Source organism: Pseudomonas sp. 13B_3.2_Bac1 (assembly GCF_025466205.1).
Classification (GTDB): domain Bacteria; phylum Pseudomonadota; class Gammaproteobacteria; order Pseudomonadales; family Pseudomonadaceae; genus Aquipseudomonas; species Aquipseudomonas fluorescens_H.
On sequence record NZ_JANLOG010000086.1, the window covers coordinates 18,307 to 37,158 of the forward strand.

14 protein-coding genes are annotated in these 18,852 nt (G+C 62.3%); 10 read left to right on the top strand and 4 right to left on the bottom strand.

Going from position 1 to position 18,852, the window contains the following annotated elements; translation table 11 throughout:
- Positions 1-3 precede the first annotated feature (3 nt).
- The 9 genes from NTD85_RS14395 to NTD85_RS14435 all read left to right on the top strand — a co-directional run bounded on the left by NTD85_RS14395 (position 4) and on the right by NTD85_RS14435 (position 11,863).
- On the top strand, positions 4-984 hold the full coding sequence (locus tag NTD85_RS14395) for an AAA family ATPase (protein WP_262142469.1): 981 nt from the start codon (positions 4-6) through the stop codon (positions 982-984).
- A complete protein-coding gene (locus tag NTD85_RS14400) occupies positions 981-1,916 on the top strand; it encodes a DUF58 domain-containing protein (protein ID WP_262142470.1) in 936 nt (311 codons plus the stop codon). The genes NTD85_RS14395 and NTD85_RS14400 overlap by 4 nt, the downstream gene beginning before the upstream one ends.
- Positions 1,913-2,512: a DUF4381 domain-containing protein gene (locus NTD85_RS14405; RefSeq protein ID WP_262142471.1), complete on the top strand. Its 600-nt coding sequence runs from the start codon at positions 1,913-1,915 to the stop codon at positions 2,510-2,512. The genes NTD85_RS14400 and NTD85_RS14405 overlap by 4 nt, the downstream gene beginning before the upstream one ends.
- Positions 2,499-3,491, top strand: a complete 993-nt coding sequence (locus tag NTD85_RS14410; RefSeq protein ID WP_262142472.1) for a vWA domain-containing protein — start codon at positions 2,499-2,501, stop codon at positions 3,489-3,491. The genes NTD85_RS14405 and NTD85_RS14410 overlap by 14 nt, the downstream gene beginning before the upstream one ends.
- Before the next feature lies 1 nt (position 3,492).
- Positions 3,493-5,073: a VWA domain-containing protein gene (locus NTD85_RS14415; RefSeq protein WP_262142473.1), complete on the top strand. Its 1,581-nt coding sequence runs from the start codon at positions 3,493-3,495 to the stop codon at positions 5,071-5,073.
- Complete coding sequence (locus tag NTD85_RS14420) at positions 5,070-6,485, top strand: hypothetical protein (RefSeq protein WP_262142474.1); 1,416 nt, start codon at positions 5,070-5,072, stop codon at positions 6,483-6,485. Before NTD85_RS14415 ends, NTD85_RS14420 begins: the two co-directional genes overlap by 4 nt.
- Entirely contained in the window at positions 6,482-7,504 is a 1,023-nt protein-coding gene (locus NTD85_RS14425; protein WP_262142475.1) for an HAD family hydrolase, read from the top strand. Before NTD85_RS14420 ends, NTD85_RS14425 begins: the two co-directional genes overlap by 4 nt.
- A 71-nt stretch (positions 7,505-7,575) precedes the next feature.
- Complete coding sequence (locus tag NTD85_RS14430) at positions 7,576-9,165, top strand: arylsulfatase (protein ID WP_262142476.1); 1,590 nt, start codon at positions 7,576-7,578, stop codon at positions 9,163-9,165.
- Positions 9,166-9,358: 193 nt separating this feature from the next.
- Positions 9,359-11,863: a fused MFS/spermidine synthase gene (locus tag NTD85_RS14435; RefSeq protein ID WP_262142477.1), complete on the top strand. Its 2,505-nt coding sequence runs from the start codon at positions 9,359-9,361 to the stop codon at positions 11,861-11,863.
- Positions 11,864-11,998: 135 nt separating this feature from the next.
- Here the strand turns inward: NTD85_RS14435 and NTD85_RS14440 are convergent, their stop codons facing one another.
- A complete protein-coding gene (locus NTD85_RS14440; RefSeq protein ID WP_262142478.1) occupies positions 11,999-12,676 on the bottom strand; it encodes a DUF3313 domain-containing protein in 678 nt (225 codons plus the stop codon).
- Positions 12,677-12,891: 215 nt separating this feature from the next.
- Here NTD85_RS14440 and NTD85_RS14445 point away from each other — a divergent pair, with 215 nt between their 5' ends.
- The gene (locus NTD85_RS14445) at positions 12,892-15,261 is read left to right on the top strand and encodes a tetratricopeptide repeat protein (RefSeq protein WP_262142479.1); all 2,370 of its coding nucleotides are present in this window, start codon (positions 12,892-12,894) and stop codon (positions 15,259-15,261) included.
- Positions 15,262-15,404: 143 nt separating this feature from the next.
- On the opposite strand, the gene NTD85_RS14450 is transcribed toward NTD85_RS14445, so the two are convergent.
- From NTD85_RS14450 to NTD85_RS14460, 3 genes are all read right to left on the bottom strand, one after another.
- The gene (locus NTD85_RS14450) at positions 15,405-16,379 is read right to left on the bottom strand and encodes a hypothetical protein (protein WP_003224487.1); all 975 of its coding nucleotides are present in this window, start codon (positions 16,377-16,379) and stop codon (positions 15,405-15,407) included.
- Positions 16,380-16,663: 284 nt separating this feature from the next.
- Positions 16,664-17,143 carry a DUF934 domain-containing protein gene (locus tag NTD85_RS14455; protein ID WP_201137793.1) on the bottom strand — a complete coding sequence of 160 codons (480 nt, stop codon included), beginning with the start codon at positions 17,141-17,143 and terminating at the stop codon, positions 16,664-16,666.
- Positions 17,140-18,813 carry a nitrite/sulfite reductase gene (locus tag NTD85_RS14460; protein WP_003224483.1) on the bottom strand — a complete coding sequence of 558 codons (1,674 nt, stop codon included), beginning with the start codon at positions 18,811-18,813 and terminating at the stop codon, positions 17,140-17,142. Before NTD85_RS14460 ends, NTD85_RS14455 begins: the two co-directional genes overlap by 4 nt.
- Positions 18,814-18,852: the final 39 nt, after the last annotated feature.

Here is an 18,852-nt window from a genome sequence, read left to right on the forward strand (position 1 = left end):
CCCATGACCGCACTCACCGATCTCAACGCCCTGCAAGCGAGCATCGCCGAAGCCGTACTCGGCCAGGATCAGGTCATTCGACAGATCCTCCTGGGCCTGCTGGCCAACGGGCATTTGCTGCTGGAAAGCCTGCCGGGGCTGGCCAAGACGCGCACGGTCAAGGCGCTGGCCACACACCTGGACGCGAAGATGAGCCGCATCCAGTTCACCCCGGACTTGTTGCCCTCGGACATCACCGGCGCGGAAGTGCTGCATCAGGTCGCCGGACAAAACGAGATCCGCTTCCAGCAAGGGCCGCTGTTCGGCAATCTGATCCTTGCCGACGAGATCAACCGCGCTCCGGCCAAAGTGCAGGCCGCGCTGCTCGAAGCCATGGAAGAGCGGCAGATTACCGTGGCTGGCACAAGTCACCTGCTGCCGGAGCTGTTCATTGTAGTGGCGACACAAAACCCGATCGAACAGGAAGGCACCTATCCGCTGCCGGAAGCGCAGATGGACCGGTTCCTGATGAAGGTGCTGCTGGATTACCCCAGCGCCGACAACGAAAGCCAGGTGTTGCGCCTGTTGCGCGCCGAAGAGTTTGCCCAGGGCGCGAACACCGCGCCGAGCAAGGGCTTCAGTCTTTCGCAGGCAGTGATCTTCGCCGCGCGCAAGGAAGTCAGCGCGGTGCATGTTTCACCCGCCATCGACCGCTACCTGATTGACCTGATCAACGCCACTCGCCACCCGGCCGATTACGACGCAGACCTCGGACGCTGGATCAGCATTGGCGCCAGCCCCCGGGGCGGCATCGGCCTGGACCGTTGCGCCCGGGCCGATGCGTGGTTGCAGGGCCAGGATTTCGTCTCGCCGGACAACGTGCGCGCCGTGGTGCATCCGGTGTTGCGCCATCGCCTGCAATTGAGCTACGACGCGGTCGCGGATGGCGTGACTGCCGATCAGGTGCTCGACCGTTTGCTGGATAAAGTGGCGATTCCGGCATGAACACGGATGGCCTGGTCTACGTGTCTCTGGCGCAATTGATGGCGCTGGAATTCAAGGCCCGTGACCTGAGCTTTCTGGCGCGCCAGCCCCAGGGCAGCATCCTCGCCGGCAACCATGCCTCGCGCCTGCGTGGCCGTGGTCTGAACTTCGATGAGCTGCGCCGCTATCAGCCCGGTGATGATTTACGCCACCTCGACTGGCGCGCCTCGCTGCGCACCGGCAAACCGGTGGTACGCACCTTCACCGAAGAGCGCGATCGCCCGGCGTTGGTCGTGGTCGATCAGCGCATGTCGATGTTCTTCGGCTCGCAACGCAGCTTCAAATCCGCCCTCGCCGCCGAACTCGCGGCGCTGGCGGCGTGGATGGTGTTCAACGCCGGTGACCGGGTCGGCGGTCTGGTGTTCAACGATCAACGCATCGACAGCATCGCGCCGTTACGCAGCCGCAAACGGGTTGAAGCCTTGCTCAGCCGCGTGGCACAACAGAATCAGGCGCTGAACGCGGCCAACCCCGACGCCGAAGACGAGGATCAACTGGACAAGGCCTTGCAGCGCTGCCTCGCACTGGCCGGGCATGACCATTTGATCTGCATCGTCAGCGACTTCGCAGGCGCCGGTGAGCGCACCTTGCAATTGATGCGGCAACTGCGCGCGCACAACGACGTGATCGCCCTGCAAGTCTACGACCCACTGGCCTTGAAACTGCCGAGCAACGGACGACTGCTCATCACCCAGGGCCAATTGCAGGTGGAACTGGCCGTCGACAAACGCAGCGTGCATCAGCCATTGGGCGATTACCTCGGTGGCCGGCTCAAGGATGTCGCCACCCTGCTGCGCCGCAGTCAGGTGCCGCTGATGATGTTCAGCACCGCCGAAGAGGCCCACACGCAATTGCGTGCCGAGCTTGGCAAGTCTGCCGGCCCGCGGCGATGAACCCGAATATCCCCGACATCAGCCAGCTCAAGGAGCTGAGCCTGCCGGCGCCGGTCAGTTATGCGCCGCAGACCTGGGGTTGGTGGGTGTTGCTCGCGCTGTTGGTTGTGCTGGCGCTGATAGTTGGCGTGCGACGTTATGGGCAATGGCGGCGGGATCAGTATCGGCGCGAGGCGCTGGTGCGATTGGCGCAGTTGCGTGGGCGCAGTGATGACTTGAACGCTCTGCGCGAGTTGCCCGAACTGCTCAAACGCGTGGCGCTTTCGATGCCGACCCAAGCCCGGAATTGGAACACACCCCCTGTGGGAGCGGGCTTGCTCGCGAAGGCGTCGGCACATCCAACATTGATGGCGCCTGACACAGCGCTTTCGCGAGCAAGCCCGCTCCCACAGGGGCCGGCGGCGCTGGGGAGAGATGAGTGGCAAGCCTTTCTGCAGCAGCACTGCAAAACCAGTCTGCCCGATGACTTCAGCGATAAACTCGCCCAACTCGCCTACGCCCCCGACGCCACCCTGCGCGCCATCCCCGCCGAACAGCGTCAGGCGCTGTTCGACACCTGCCAACACTGGGTGGAGCAGCACCATGTGGCAGCTTGATTACCCGTGGCTATTGCTCCTGCTGCCGCTGCCGTGGTTGGCCTATCGTTACCTGCCGGCGTATCAGGAAGCGCGCAGCGCCGTGCGTGTGCCGTTTTTCGGGGCCATGAGCCGCGCGGTCGGTGAGACGCCGAGCCGGGTCGGTAATCGCCACAACCGTTGGCAACTGCTGCTGAACCTGCTGGTCTGGACACTGATCCTGCTCGCCGCCGCCCGACCGGTATTCGTCGAAAAACCCATCGAGCGTCAGCAACCGGTACGCGACCTGATGCTCGCCATCGACATCTCGCAGTCGATGGAAACCGAAGATTTCACTAATGCCGACGGCCAGAAAATCAATCGCCTGGCTGCCGTCAAACAGGTGGTGCAAGGCTTTATCGACAAGCGCAAGGACGACCGCATCGGTCTGATCGTGTTCGGCAGCGGCGCCTATCCGCAGGCGCCGCTGACCCTCGATCACGCCAGCCTTTCGCTGTTGCTGGCTGACACGGGCATCGGCATGGCCGGGCCCAATACCGCCATCGGTGATGCTATCGGCTTGAGCCTGAAGTTGCTGGACAAGGCGCACGAACAGCAAAAGGTGCTGATCCTGCTCACCGACGGCAATGACACCAGCAGCGCGATCACCCCCGATCATGCTGCCGAGATGGCCGCCAACAAGGGCGTGGTGATCCACACCATCGGCATCGGCGACCCGACGGCCTCCGGCGAGGCGCAGGTCAATCTGCACGGGCTGCAACAAATCGCCCAGACTACCGGCGGGCAGTTTTTCCGCGCCGAAGACCGCACCGCGCTGGACCAGGTCTACAGCACCCTCGACCGCCTCACCCCGCATCAGGTGAAAACCCTCAGCCATCAGCCGCAACGCGAGTTGTTCCATTGGCCGCTGGGCGCGGCGCTGGCCCTGTTGGCGCTGTATCACCTCGGCGCCCTGCTGCGCCCGCGACTGGCGCTTGCCCGCCAGCGGCAGGAGGCCTGAGATGGACATCAATCTCAGTGACTTGCACTTCCTGCGCCCACTGTGGCTGCTACTCGCGCTGTGCGCTGCGCTGCTGCCGCCGATCTGGCGGCGCGGCCGCGACCTGCAGCGACGGCTGCGCGGCAATATCGCCGAACACCTGCTGCCACATCTGCTGGTCACTCCGCAGGACCGGCAGCGCCTGCGCCCGGTGCACTGGCTGTGCGCGATGTTGGTACTCGGCGCCATCGCTGCCGCCGGCCCCACCTGGGAGCAGGATCGCCCGGACTTTCTGCAGAACCGCGCCCCCCTGATCGTCGCCGTGGACCTGTCGCCATCGATGGATGCCAGTGACGTACCACCGACGCGCCTGGAAGCGGCCAAACACAAACTGCACGACCTGATCCAGCGTCGCGCCGGCGCTCGCACGGCGCTGATTGCCTATGCCGGCAGCGCACACCTGGTGTTGCCGCCGACCGACGATCCGGCGCTGCTCGACACCTTCATTCAAGCGCTGGGCACCGGGTTGATCGACAAACCCGGCAAGGACGTCGGCGCCGTCATCGAGCAGGCCCGGCGCCTGCTCAGCGCCGAGCAAACCCCGGGCAGCCTGCTGCTGATCACCGACGGTGCCGACACTGCGCAACTCGATGGCCTCGACAAGCTATTGAAAGGCAGCCAATTGCAGGTGTTGGTATTGGCGGTCGGCAACGAGGATGGCGGCATCATTCAGGGCGCCAACGGCCAGCCGGCAGTCGACAGCAACGGGCGTCCGCTGCTCGGCCATTTCGATCCGGCGGCACTCAAGCAATTGGCCGCCGCTGTCGACGCGCCACTGGGCAGTCTCACCCTCGACGACGATGATCTGGACTGGATCGAATTGCACGCCCAACAACATTTCCAGAGTGCCAGCGCCGAACAGCAGCAATTGCACTGGAAGGACGCCGGTTACTGGCTGTGCTGGCCGCTACTCTTGCTGGCGCTGGTGGGTGTGCGCAGGGGCTGGAGCATCAACTGGGTGCCGGCGCTGGTGCTGGCCGCGGGCCTTGGCTGGCCGGCCGCACCGGTACAGGCCAGTGCACTGACCGATGCGTTTTTCACCCGCGATCAACAAGGGCGCTGGGCCGTCGAGCATGAGCATTGGCCGCAGGCGGCGGCGCTGTTTGTCGATCCGTACTGGAAAGGCGTGGCGGCCTATCACGCGGCGGACTATGACCTTGCACTGGCGACGTTCGCTCGACTGGACACGCCGCAAGCGTGGTTCTACCAGGGCAACATTTACGTGCGCCGCTTCAAGTTCGATCAGGCGATTGCCGCTTACACCCAGGCCTTGCAGCGGCAACCGCAGTTCCCCGAAGCCACGGCCAATCTGGCGCTGGCTCAGGCCTTGCTCAAGGACACCGACAGCGCCGAAAAGAACGCCCCCGAGACCAAACCGAACGAGGTGAAATTCGACAAGGCACCGGGCAAGGGCCAGAGCAAAAAGGTCGAGACCGAGCAGGCGACCTCCGATGCATTGTGGTTGCAGAACCTGACAACTTCGCCGGCGAAATTTCTCAAGCAGAAGTTCAGTTTGCAGGATCAATCGGGGGCCAAACCATGAACCGGGTTGCGGCCATCGCGAGCAGGCTCACTCCTGCAGGGGATTTGTGTGCGCCGAAAATCTTCTGTAGGAGTGAGCCTGCTCGCGATGGCGCCCACCTGATCACCGCAACCCTGCTGACCCTGCTCACCAGTTGCCTTTTCACAATCCAGGCCTCTGCCGCCGAACCCCAACTGAAAATCCAGGCCCACCTGCAACCCGCCGAAGGCGCCATGGTCGGCGGTCTGGTCGAGCTGCAAGTCGACGTGCTCACCGACACCTGGTTCACCCGCGCCGCCGCCCTCCCCGAGCTGAAACTCGACGGTGCTCTGGTAACGCCGCCCGACGGTCAGGCCCAACACCTGAATCAGACCATCGACGGGCAATCCTTCAGCGGCTTGCGCTACAGCTATCTGATCACCCCGAATGTCGCACGCAGCTTCGACATTCCGGCGTTGACGGTCAGCGCGACACCGGGTCAGGCCACTACAGCGCTCAGCGCACAAAGTCAGCCTCTGCACTTCAGCGCCGTCCAGCCACCCGGTTTCGAACCCGGAGAAACGCCGCTGGTGGCCAGCGGGCTGCGCTTCAGCCAAACCGTGAGCAACTCGGCAACGCCCTTGAAAATCGGCGACAGCATCACCCGCCAATTGATCCTGCAGGCCGATGGCGCACTGGCGATGGCTCTGCCGGTTCCGCCATTGAGCGACGTTGCCGGTCTGAGTCGTTATCTGAAGACACCACAAGTCATGCGCCTGGATGACGGTCGCGGCAACGTTCTCGGTGGTCAGCGGATCGACGCCGCCACCTACCGCATCGACAAGCCTGGCGCTTACGCCCTGCCCGCCATCGAGGTGAAATGGTGGGATGTCAAAGCGCAGCAAATTCGCACCACGCAGGTGCCGGTCGTAACGTTCGAGGCCGTTGCCGGCAGCGCGCACAAACCGGTGTTTTCAGTGACCGAAGATCTCAAGCAACTCAACCACAACAACCTGCATTTTTCCACGCGCTGGCTGCTGTGGCTGGCACTGCTCGCGGCCTGTATCGGCACGGGTTATCGGCTGCGTCCGGCGCTGATGCGCGCCCGCCGCCAATGGCAGGCGCGCAAGCAGGCGCGGCAACTGGCCTGGGAACAATCGCCCGACTTCGCCTGGCAACAGATCAACCCGCAACTGCAAGCTCATCCGGCGCAGTTGAGCGCGCTGTACCTGTGGCTGCGCCGCAGTCGGCTGGGGCTGCAACTGGTGAGTGCCGGGCCGCGCCTGCAAGGCCTGTTGCGCGGACTTTACGGACGTGATCCGCAGACTGCACAAACACTTGATCAACTGCGTGAATCGTTGACTACGCTTCACAGTCAGGCCGAACAACGGCAGCACAAACCGGCCCCGGCCCTGCGTCCGCTCAACCCCGTTCATGAAAGGGATTTCCCATGACCAATCCACCGCCGCAGCGTCAACGCTTCAGCCTGGCGCTGTTGTTTGCGCTGGCATTGCCACTGCTGGCCCAGGCCAGCGAGCCACTGCCGTCATGGAATGACGGCCCGGCGAAGCAAAACATCATCGCGTTCGTGCAAGCGGTCACCGATCAGCACAGCAAGGACTTCGTCCAACCCGCCGAGCGTATCGCGGTGTTCGACAACGACGGCACCCTGTGGAGCGAGCAGCCGATGTATTTCGAGTTGCTGTTCGCCCTCGACGAAGTCAAGCGCAATGCGCCGCAGCACCCCGAATGGAAAACCACCCAGCCATTCAAAGCCGTGCTGGAAAACGACCACAAGGCACTGGCCGCCAGCGGCATGGACGGCATCCTGAAGATCTTCGGCGCCACCCACACCGGCATGACCACCGAGGCTTTCGACGACTACGCCAAGACCTGGCTGAGCCAGGCGCGGCATCCGAAAACCGGCAAGCCCTACACCGAAATGATCTTCCAGCCGATGCTGGAAATGCTCGACTACCTGCGCAGCCAGGACTTTAAAACCTACATCGTTTCCGGCGGCGACACCGCGTTCATGCGCGCCTTCGCCGAGAAGGTCTACGGCATCCCGCCGGAACAGGTGATCGGCACCACGTTCGTCACCGCGTTCCAGTTCAAGGATGGCAAGGCTTCCATTCTGCGTACGCAAAAACTGGCGCACAACGACGATGGCCCGGGCAAACCGGAGAGCATCGACGCAGTGATCGGCAAGCGCCCGATCCTCGCGTTCGGCAACTCCGACGGCGACCTGCAGATGCTGCAGTGGACCGCCGCCGGCCCCGGCAAGCGGTTCATGGGGCTGGTGCACCACACTGATGCGAAGCGCGAGTGGGCCTATGACCGAAAATCCGATATCGGGCGGCTGGACAAAGCCCTCGATGAAGCGAATTCCCGTGGCTGGACCGTGGTGGACATGGCGACCGAATGGCGCCGGATCTACCCGTTCGATCCACCGGCAACCGGGCAGGTGCAATAAGAAAAAACGTGATGCAGGACTGCAAGAAACGTAAGTCGCAACAACGACCCCCGCGATAAGGAGCAAGTCAGATGACTCGCATACGCAAGTGGCTACCGAAACTCGCCCTGGTGGCAACCTCGGTGATGGCGCTGTCGGCAACTGCCACAGCGGCTGAGAAACCCAACATTCTGGTGATCTTTGGCGATGACATCGGCCAGACCAACATCAGCGCCTATTCCATGGGCGTGGTTGGCTACAAGACCCCGAACATCGACCGGATTGCCAAAGAAGGCATGATGTTCACCGACTACTACGCGGAGAACAGCTGCACCGCCGGACGATCCTCGTTCATCACCGGTCAGACGCCACTGCGCACGGGCCTGTCGAAAGTCGGCATTCCGGGTGCACCGGTTGGCCTGCAGAAACGCGACATCACCATCGCCCAGGCGCTCAAGGGCCTGGGCTATGCCACCGGGCAGTTCGGCAAGAACCACTTGGGCGACAAGGATGAATACCTGCCGACCAACCATGGTTTCGACGAATTCTTCGGCAACCTGTATCACCTCAACGCGGAAGAAGAGCCTGAGCGTCCGTATTGGCCGAAAGACGATGCCGAATTCGTCAAGGCCAACACCCCGCGCGGGGTGATTCACAGCTTCGCCGACGGCAAGATCGAAGACACCGGTGCCTTGACCACCAAGCGCATGGAAACCATCGACGACGAAACCACTGCCGCCGCGCAAGCGTTCATCGAGAAACAGGCCAAGGCCGACAAACCGTTTTTCGTCTGGATGAACACCACCCGCATGCACGTGTTCACCCACGTGCGTGATTCGATGAAGGGCCAGAGCGGGATGCCCGGCAACGAATACGCGGACGGCATGCTCGAGCACGACGCCGACGTCGGCAAACTGCTGAAAACCATCGACGACCTGAAAATCGCCGACAACACGATTGTCGTATACACCACCGACAACGGCCCGAACCAGTTCTCCTGGCCGGACGCGGCGACCACGCCGTTCCGCAACGAGAAGAACTCCAACTGGGAAGGCGCGTATCGCGTTCCGGCCATGATTCGCTGGCCGGGCAAGATCAAACCGGGTGAGGTGTCCAACGAGCTGTTCTCGGGCATGGACTGGTTCCCGACCCTGCTCGCCGCGGCCGGCGATGCTGACGTCAAGGAAAAACTGCTCAAGGGTTGGGCGCCGACTTCCGGCGGCACCAACTTCAAAGTGCATCTGGATGGCTTCAATCAGCTGCCCTACCTGACCGGCCAACAGCCTAAAGGCGAGCGCAAGGAGTTCTACTACTTCAACGACGACGGCGTGCTGGTGTCGATGCGCTTCGATAACTGGAAAGTGGTGTTCTGTGAGCAGCGCGAGCCGGGTGGCTTCAGAGTGTGGAGCGAACCGTTCGTATGCCTGCGCGTGCCGAAAATCCTCAACCTGAGGATGGACCCGTACGAACGTGCCGACGTGGTTTCCGATCAGTATTACGACTGGCAGACCAAAAACGTTTACCTGGCGGCGCAAGCGGTGCAGAAGTCAGCAGCGTTCCTGCAGACCTTTATCGAATACCCACCAAGCCAGAAACCGGCCAGCTTCAGCATCGACCAGATCCGTGCTGCAGTTGACGCAAAAATCGCTGAAAAAATGAAAGCGGCACCGGCTGCACAGTAAGACCGTTGAACAGCCGCCCGCCCTCATCGGCGGGCGGCCTGGTTTCAAATCTGGGACCGTGTCGGCCCATTCGCGAGCAAGCCCGCTCCCACAGGGATTTTCGCTACACCCGAGATCCACTGTGGGAGCGGGCTTGCTCGCGAAGAGGCCAGCACCGTCACAGCACTTTCTGAACTGAAATAAGGCAAACCGCATGTCCTCACGTATCGCCAGCAAGCCGTCGGCCATACCCACCACGCAAGCCGCCACCCCGGCGCGGCTGATCCCTGCCCTGCTGTTGTGCCTCTCCGGCGCTGCCGCGCTGGTCTATCAGGTGCTGTGGATCAAGCAGCTGTCGCTGGTGGTCGGCGTCGAGGTCTATGCCATCACTGCCGGCATCAGCGCGTTTTTTGCCGGGCTGGCCATCGGTGGCTGGCTGTTCGGGCGTTGGGCCGATCGCTTGCAACAGCCAGTGTTGCTCTATGCCGGGCTGGAAGTGCTGGTGGCGATACTCGGTGTTGGCGCGACGGTTGCGATGAGCCTGGCGGCGAGCCCGTTTGCCTGGCTGCAAGCTCATGTCGGCCTGCTCGCCTGGTTATTGCCGTTCATGCTGGTGGGGATTCCGGCGGTGTTGATGGGCGGCACGCTTCCGGTACTGGTGCGCTCGCTGGCGGCTGACCCGGGCAAGGCTGGCGGTCAGCTGTATGCGGCCAACACCCTCGGCGCGATTGTTGGCACCCTGCTCGCCGCGTTCGTGCTGATTGCCACCCTCGGTGTGCGTGGCAGTGCGTTGTTTGCGGCGATGCTCAATCTGCTGGCCGCAACCGGTGCGCTGTGGCTGCAACGTCAGCATCCGACGCCGGTTGCGACGCCGGTCAAACATCACACCGAGAAAGCCGCAGACCGCACCGCGTTATGGCTGTACTCCATCGCCGGCGGCGTGGCGTTGGGTTATGAAGTGGTCTGGTCACAGTCGATCGTGCAGTTCATGAGCACCCGCACCTATGCGTTTGCCGTGGTGCTCGCCACTTACCTGACCGGGCTGTTCATTGGCAGCGCCCTGCTCGCCCGTCGCGTCGAGCGCATCCGTGATCCCTGGGGCGTGTTCGGTCTGTTGATTGCCGGTGCCGGGCTGATCGCCTTGCTGGAAATCGCCCTGCTCGGTCGCTGGCTGGTGTTGGCCCAGAGTCATGCCGAGAGCTGGGTGCTGGCCTTGGGCGCCAGCGAACTGACCGGCATGAGCGCACGTTTTGCAGTGGCGGCACTGAGCATCGTATTCGTGCCGACGCTGTTGCTCGGCGCGGCATTTCCCCTGGCTCTGCGCTTGAGTGTTGGTCGTGAGCGGGTCGGTCGCGATGTCGGTGCCGTGGTCGCGTTCAACACGCTGGGCGGGATTATCGGGGTGATGCTCTGCGGTTTTCTGCTGATTCCGCTGCTGGGGCTGGTGCGCACGCTGGGCTTGCTGGCGATCATTGCTGCCGGCATCGGTTACGTGGCTGTGCGCAAGGGTCATCACGTCAAAAAAGGCCGACGTCAGGCCGTGGTTGCGTTGGGGCTGGTAGCGGTGGCGCTGGCCGTACTGACGCCGGTCGACAAATTTGCCAGCCTTTTGCCGGGTGCGCGTAACGGCACGCTGGCGTTCTACGAAGAAGGCCGTGGCGGCACCGTGGCCGTGGTCGCTCAGGGTCGTGGTGAAAACACGTTCCACCGTTTGTACATTCAGGGCGTGTCCAATACCGGCGATGCCATGCCATCGCTGCGCTACATGCGCATCCAGGCGCTGCTGCCCCTGCTGATCCACAATGGCGAGCCGCGTTCGACGCTGGTGATCGGTTTCGGCACCGGGATCACTGCCGGCGCCATGCTGCGCTATCCGGGGCTGGAACATAGGGTGGTCGCCGAGCTGCTGCCATCGGTGGTCAAGGCAGCCCCCCTGTTCAAAGGCAACTTCAACGCCGCCAGCGATCCCGGCGTCGATGTGCGCTTGCGCGATGGCCGTCAGGAACTGCTGCGCAGCCCGCAAACCTACGATCTGATCACCCTCGAACCGCCCCCGCCGTCGGCGGCCGGCGTGGTCAATCTGTACTCGCGGGACTTCTATCAGTTGGCCGCCAGTCGGTTGCAGCAGCAAGGGATCGTCGCGCAATGGCTACCGTTGCCGACCCAGAACATCGATGACTCGCGCTCATTGGTGCGCAGCTTCCTCGACGTGTTCCCGCATGCCTCGCTGTGGACCAGCGAGTTCCACGAGATGCTGCTGGTCGGTTCGCTGCAGCCGATGGAACTGGACGCGACGAAAATCACCGAGCGCTTCCAGCAGGCCAGCGTACGCAGCACTTTGCAGGATGTCGGGATTGGCTCGGCGCCAGCGTTGCTCGCGACCTGGGTCACCGACCGCGCAGGCCTTGAGCGCTTCGCGGCAAACGCCCCGGCGGTGACTGACGATCAGCCCCGGATCGAATACGCGCCGTGGGTGCGCAGCAAAGAAATTACCCGGGTGCTGCCGGCGCTGCTGGATCTGTATGTGCCGCCGCCACTGGTGAATGCCGATACCGGGTTCACTGAGCGAATGGAAACGCACCGCCAACGTCTGATGCAGTTCTACCGCGCGAGCCTGCATGCGTATGACGGGGATCGGGATGCCTGGGGGCGGGATATGCGTGAAGTGATGCGTTGGGATGGCGGCAACCCGTACTTCCGTTGGTTTACCGGGCAGTAATGGGGTGCCTGAAAGACCGCTTTCGCGAGCAAGCCCGCTCCCACAGGGGATCTACAGTGGACACAGGCTGAGTGTCCGGCGCAGATATCAAGGTGGGAGCGGGCTTGCTCGCGAATGGGCCCACGCCTCGCTGGATTATTTGGAGCTGGCCTTGAGCTTCAGGTACATCTGATGCATGTCATTGGCCCAGCCATCAATCACCGGTTTGACGTCGCTGGCCTTCATCGCCTGGGTTTCATTTTCCAGTGGTTTGCCGGTGCCTTTGCGCACCACTTGCGCCACGACCTTGTTGTTGCCGCCATCGAGGAACACCGCTTCGGTGGCCAGGGTGGTTTCCTGATCGCGGATACCGCTGGCAGTGCTGACCGCTGCTGCGACCAGAGCGACCGGGATCACTTCATACGCGTGCAGGCCTTCGGTCTTGCTGCTTACTGCGGTGATCGCCGCCCGCACCACAATCACGCCCGGGCCGGGGCCGTTGGCCAACGGCAGGTCTTTGCTGATTTCACGCTTGAGCGCCTGGTCGTAATAGGAGGTGATGCCGTTGAGGGTCTGCTGCGAAATCTTCGCGGTCGGTTGCGGCTTTGGATAAAGCTGGGTCGGCTCGATGTACACGCTGGTGAACCTGCTGATGTCGACCTTCGGATCGATCCAGCGCATCACCTCGGCACCGGACGGCGATTTGGCCTCCTTGAGCTGGCTGTAGTCCTTGAGAAAGCCGGAATACTCATCGGGAGCGACGGTTTTGCTGGAGCAACCCACTACGCCCAGGGTGGCGATGCAGAGGGTGCCCATCATTACTGCTAGCTTCATGCTGTAACTCCTGTCAGAAGGCCTGAATGTATTGCGTATTGGGGAGTTACAGGTATAGCTAAAACCCCGCCGATTGCGCTGCAAAACCGCAAAATTCACACAACTTCGGGGGCTGCTTCACAACCGACGTTTGACAGACGCCGGGCATCCGGCAAAGCTGCATCAAGCTTGAATGCACGCCAGCAGGCCAATGCACCTGGACCATGGAAGTCGTAATGCCCAAGCATAAAAATAAAGTCGTATCGCCTGATCCTGATTCATCCCGAAAGTCCCTTTCACGTTATCTGTTCCCCATCACCATCGGTGTGCTGCTGGCGGCAGTGGCGGGCATTGGCTGGTTTCTTTTCAGTCCCGCGCCCGCGCCGCAGAGGCCGCCGCTGATCAGCGCACCTGCAGCCGCCGCACCGGTTACCAACAAACCGCAGTCGCTGGCGCAGAAGCCCGCGACCATGGTCGATGAGCAACAATGCCAGGGCTGTCACACCGAGCAGGTCAAGGACTGGCAAGGCTCGCATCACCAATTGGCGATGCAGGCAGCGAATGCCGAAACCCTGCTCGGCGACTTCAACAACGTCACCTTCAAGGCCGAAAACGAGACCACCCGATTCTCACGCAAGGGCGACGAATTCTGGGTCAACACGCCGGGCATCGACGGCAAGAGCGCTGACTTCAAAGTCGCCTACACCTTCGGCATCGCCCCGTTGCAGCAATACCTGATCGAGGTCGGCGAAGGCCGTTTGCAGGCGCTTGGCGTGGCGTGGGATACCGAAAAACACCGCTGGTTTCACCTCTACCCCGGCCAGGGCGTGAACTTCAAGAATCCACTGCACTGGAGCAAACCCAGCCAGAACGCCAACTTCATGTGCGTCGAGTGCCACACCACCGGCTTCAAGCGCAATTTCGATGCGGCCATCAACACCTTCAACAGCCAATGGAACAGCCTCGGCGTCGGCTGTCAGGCTTGCCACGGTCCGGCGTCAAATCACCTGGAGTGGACGCAGAAAAAACACGACCTGATCCACAAGGGTTTCGCTGTAGACCTCAAGGACAAGAACGCCACCGTCGAAATCGAGACCTGTGCCCGCTGCCACGCGCGCCGTGCGCCGTTGGGCGATGGCTACACCGTCGGCAAACGGCTGATGGACGACTACCTGCCGAGCACCCTCACCCGCGAACTGTATGCACTGGACGGCAAGATCAAGGATGAAGTGTTCGAGCACGGCTCGTTTCTGCAGAGCAAGATGTTCGACAAGGGCGTGCGTTGCAGCAATTGCCATAACCCGCACAGCACCGAACTCAAGGCACCGGGCAACGCGGTGTGTCTGCAATGCCACAACACCGCTGGCAAGACTTCGGTCGCAGGCGTCGACGGCAAGGGCCTGCAAGCGAAAAACTACGATTCCATCGAACACACCCGCCACACCCTGGGCCAGCCCGGCTCGCAGTGCGTGGATTGCCACATGCCCGGCAAGTTTTACATGGGCAACGACTTCCGCCATGACCACAGCTTCAGCATTCCCGACCCGGAGCGCGCGCAGAAACTCGGTACGCCGGACGCTTGCCTGAGCTGTCACCAGGGCAAGGCCGGCGACAAGGTCACCGCGCAGTTCAAGTTATGGAAGGCTTCCGCCACTGCAGCGCAAGCGCCGCGCTATGACGAAAGTTTGTGGCTGATCCGCAACGGCCAGCCGGGCGCGGCGGACGCTTTGCATGAGCAATTGCAGCGCAGCAATCTGCCGGCGATTCAACGGGCGACGTTGCTGGCCGAACTGCCGCTTTACCCAAGCGATCAGTCCCTGAAGCTGGCGACGCAGGACCTGAACAATCCCGCGCCGCAGGTGCGCGAAAGTGCGGTGCGGGCGATCAGTGCCTTCCTGCCACCCGTGGAGCGCGCAGCGTTGCTGACGCCGATGCTCAATGATCCGGTGAAAGCCGTGCGCATTGTCTCGGCGCGGGATCTGCTCAGCGTTGCGCGCAACAACGGCCTCGGCGCCGCGCAGGACAATTGGGACGCGGCGATTGCCGAGTATGAGGCAGTGCAGAAAAGTCTTGCGGAACGGGCCGAGGCCAACCTGAACCTGGCAATGTTGTATCAAGCCAGTGGCCGCGCTGCCGAGGTCGAAGGATTGCTGCGCACGGCACTCAAGCGCGATCCGGACTTCTACCCGGCACTGGTGATGCTGGTGCAATGGCTGGAGGCCAATGGTCGCGGTCAGGAAGCCCAGACCCTGCTGGACAACAGCCTCAAGGCGCACCCGGAGGCAGCGCTGTTGCAACACACCCGTGGCCTGTCATTGATCCGCGCCGGCAAGACCGCCGAAGCCATGAGCGCCCTGCATAAAGCCACGCAACTGGAGCCACAGAACGCGCAGTACGGTTATGTGCTGGCGGTAGCGTTGCACGACAGTGGCAAGGTAACCGAGGCGTGTGACGAGCTGGAGCGTTTGCTCAAGGCGCAACCGGCGAACCGCAATGCGCGGCTGTCGCTGATCCAGTACTACCTGGAGAACGGCCAGGAGCCGAAGGCGCAGGTGCTGTTGCAGGGGTGGAAGAAGATGAACATGGGTGATCCGGCGCTGAAGTGACCGCTAAGGATGACGCGGATCCCTTGTGGGAGCGGGCTTGCTCGCGAATGCATTCCCTCAGCCAACATCAAGGGTGACTGATGTACCGCATTCGCGAGCAAGCCCGCTCCCACAGGGTCAGTGTTGGTCTCGAACACTGAGTGTTACCAGGAAGACGTCGCCCCACTCTTCAACGCCATCTCGCGCCGGCTGTTGGCGCGCATCGCCTTGATCAGCGACACCGAACCCACCAGCAGAATCGCCGCGCCGAACAGGAAGTCGATGTTGTACAGCTGGAAGTCCTGCACCGGCCCCACCAGCAGCACCCGCACCACGGCAATCGCCACCAGCGTCGCGAGGAAGTCGATCCCCGGCTCGTCGCGATAGAACACGTGCAGCAACGGCAGGCACAGCACCAGCAGCAACAACAGCACCACGACCTTGAACGAGCCTTTGCGCTCGACGCTGAACGCGCATTCGTGCGGGCCGTAGGCCTTGTAGTCCTCGTCGCGGATCATCGAGTTTTTCTCGTTGATGTACTCGACGCGGTTGTACTTCTGGATCGGCGTGAAGGTGTTGGACATATCCATCAGCGTGGTGATGTTCTTGAAGCGCAGGTCAATGCGCTCGCTGCCCTTGAGGTAATACAGCACCGGTTTGTAGCCGTAGCGATAGGTGTCGAACGGAAAGTCGGTGACCTGGCCCTGCACGCCGATCGGGCGAGGTTCAAGCTCGGCGTAGGCGCTTTTGGTCGGTGAGGCGAGGTTGCGGCTCAGTGGCTGAACCTTGACCTGCTCGAGAAAGATCGGCGTCACACCGTACGACCACTGCAACGGTTCCAGGCGCAGACGCAGTTCGTTGCGGCCCAGATCGTAGCGGTTGAAGGTGCGTTCGGAGACCACCAGCGAGCCACTGAGCATGAACTCGCCGCGCAGGTTGTTGGTGACGCGCAAGGTCAGTTGATCCTTGCCCAACAGCGCCGCTTCGGTGGACGGCGGCGCGCCGCACCACGCGGTGCTTTCACCGGCGCCGCCCAACTGGCCGTCGCGGTTTTCCTTGAACACATAGAAGTAACTGGCCCACAGCGTCAGCATCAACAGCAACGCCGTGAGGCCCAAAATCTTTTTGCCCGCACTCACTACCCAGACTCCCTTCTTCGTTCCGTCGTCCAGCCGAAAACCCGCTGGCGACGGGGACTCTACCAAAAGGCCAGCATCGACCCAAGGAAAAATCCGGGAATGCTGCGGGATGTAAGGGTTTCCCTTGCATGTCACCGCAAAACACCTGTGGCGAGGGAGCTTGCTCCCGCTGGGTGGCGAAGCCGCCCCAAACCAGACAACGCGATTTATCTGACGGATCGCATCATGCCTGTTTGGGAGTGCTGCGCACTCCAGCGGGAGCAAGCTCCCTCGCCACAGAGTCTTCAGCGTCTACGGAACAGGGGGCGCGGCTCAATCACCGAGCGGCCGTACAGTACGCTCATGCCGGCCAGGCCCTTCAATGCATCTTCAGCCGATTTGTCCTCGCGCACCGCAAAACTGTCGAACCCGCACTGACGCATATGGCTGAGCTGATCGCGCAACACATCGCCAATCGCCCGCAACTCGCCGGCCCAGCCAAACCGGCTGCGCAGCAGATACGCCTGACTGTAGGCGCGACCGTCGCGAAAGCTCGGGAAGTCCAGGGCAATCAACGGCAACGAGGCCAGCCACGGCACCACGCTTTCGACTTCATCATCCGGGCTCAGCCACACCGCGTGGGTCGAGGGCGATTGCAGCCAGTGCGCCAGCGGCAGGATCAGCAACCCCGCAGGCCTGCCCTGCTCCGGCTCGCGGACCAGCGTCCACGGATCATCCTCGATCAGGCGTGCGACACCTTGCTCCAGACGCAGCAGATTGTTCATGCCGACACCTCCAGCACTTTCGGATAGACCCGTTCCTTGAACGGCTCCAGGCCAATGCGCGCTACGGTGTCGACAAACAGTTCCTCACTTTCGCGATAACGCACGAAGGTGCCGATGATCCGTTCGATCACCTGTGGCACTTCAGTTGCGCTGAACGACGGGCCGATGACTTTGCCCAGTGCGCTGCGCTTGCCCTGTGCGCCGCCGAGAGTGATCTGGTACCACTCGCTGCCGTTTTTATCGACACCCAGAATGCCGATATTGCCGATGTGGTGATGGCCACAGGCGTTCATACAACCGGAGATGTTCAGGCTGATGTCGCCCAGATCGTGCAGGTAATCGAGGTTGTCGAAACGCGCCTGAATCGCCTGGGCAATCGGGATCGACTTGGCGTTGGCCAGCGCGCAGAAATCACCGCCCGGGCAGGCAATGATGTCGGTCAGCAGGCCAACGTTGGCGCTGCCCAGATTGCGCTCGCAGGCAAGCTGCCAGAGTTCGTACAGGTCAGACTTTCGTACATCGGGCAGGACGATGTTCTGCTCGTGGGCAATGCGAATTTCGCCAAAACCGAAACGCTCCGACCAGTCGGCCACCGCCAGCATCTGCAACCCGGTGACATCACCCGGCGGCGCGCTCAGCCCCGGTTTGGTCGATAGCACCACGCTGGTGTAACCCGGTTTCTTGTGCGGCTGCACGTTGCGCGCGACCCAACGGGCGAACGCCGGGCTTTCGGCCAGGCGCGTGCCGAAGTCCAGATCGGTGTCGGCCAGGGTGTGATAGATCGGCGGCACGAACGCTCGGGCGACCCGCTCATACTCGGCCTCGGTCAACTGCGCAGGGCCGTCCTTGAGGTGCTGCCACTCCTCTTCGACTTCCCTGGCAAACGCCTCGATGCCCAGCGCCTTGACCAGAATCTTGATCCGCGCCTTGTACTTGTTGTCGCGCCGGCCATGCCGGTTGTAGACCCGCAGTACCGCTTCGACGTAGGACAGCAGATGCTGCCACGGCAAACCTTCGCGGATCTGCAGACCGAGGATCGGCGTGCGCCCCAACCCGCCACCGACGATCACCCGCAGGAGCATTTGCCCGTCGCGCCCCGGGTAAAGATACAGGCCAATGTCATGCATCATGATCGCCGCACGATCCTGCTTCGCCGAGCAGATGGCGATCTTGAACTTGCGTGGCAGAAACAGGAATTCCGGGTTGATCGTCGACCATTGGCGGAGGATTTCTGCCAGTGGGCGCGGGTCGATCATTTCGTCCGCCGCGACCCCGGCGAAGGCTTCGGTGGTGATGTTGCGCACGCAGTTGCCGGAGGTCTGGATCGCATGCATGTTGACCTGTGCCAGGCGCTCGAGGATGTCCGGTACCTGCGCCAGTTCGATCCAGTTGAATTGCAGGTTCTGCCGCGTGGTGAAGTGGCCGTAGCCGCGATCGTAATCGGCGGCGATGCTCGCCAACGTGCGCATCTGTTCGGCACTCAGGGTCCCGTAGGGAATCGCTACCCGCAGCATGTACGCGTGCTTCTGCAGGTACAGGCCGTTTTGCAGGCGCAGCGGCAGGAATTCTTCCTCGCTCAACTCACCGGCCATGAAGCGCTCGACCTGATCGCGAAACTGCGCAACGCGCTCGAACACCAGTGCGCGGTCGTAATCGTCGTATTGATACATGCAGCAGCCACCTCATCAGGTTTGAACACAAATTCAAAA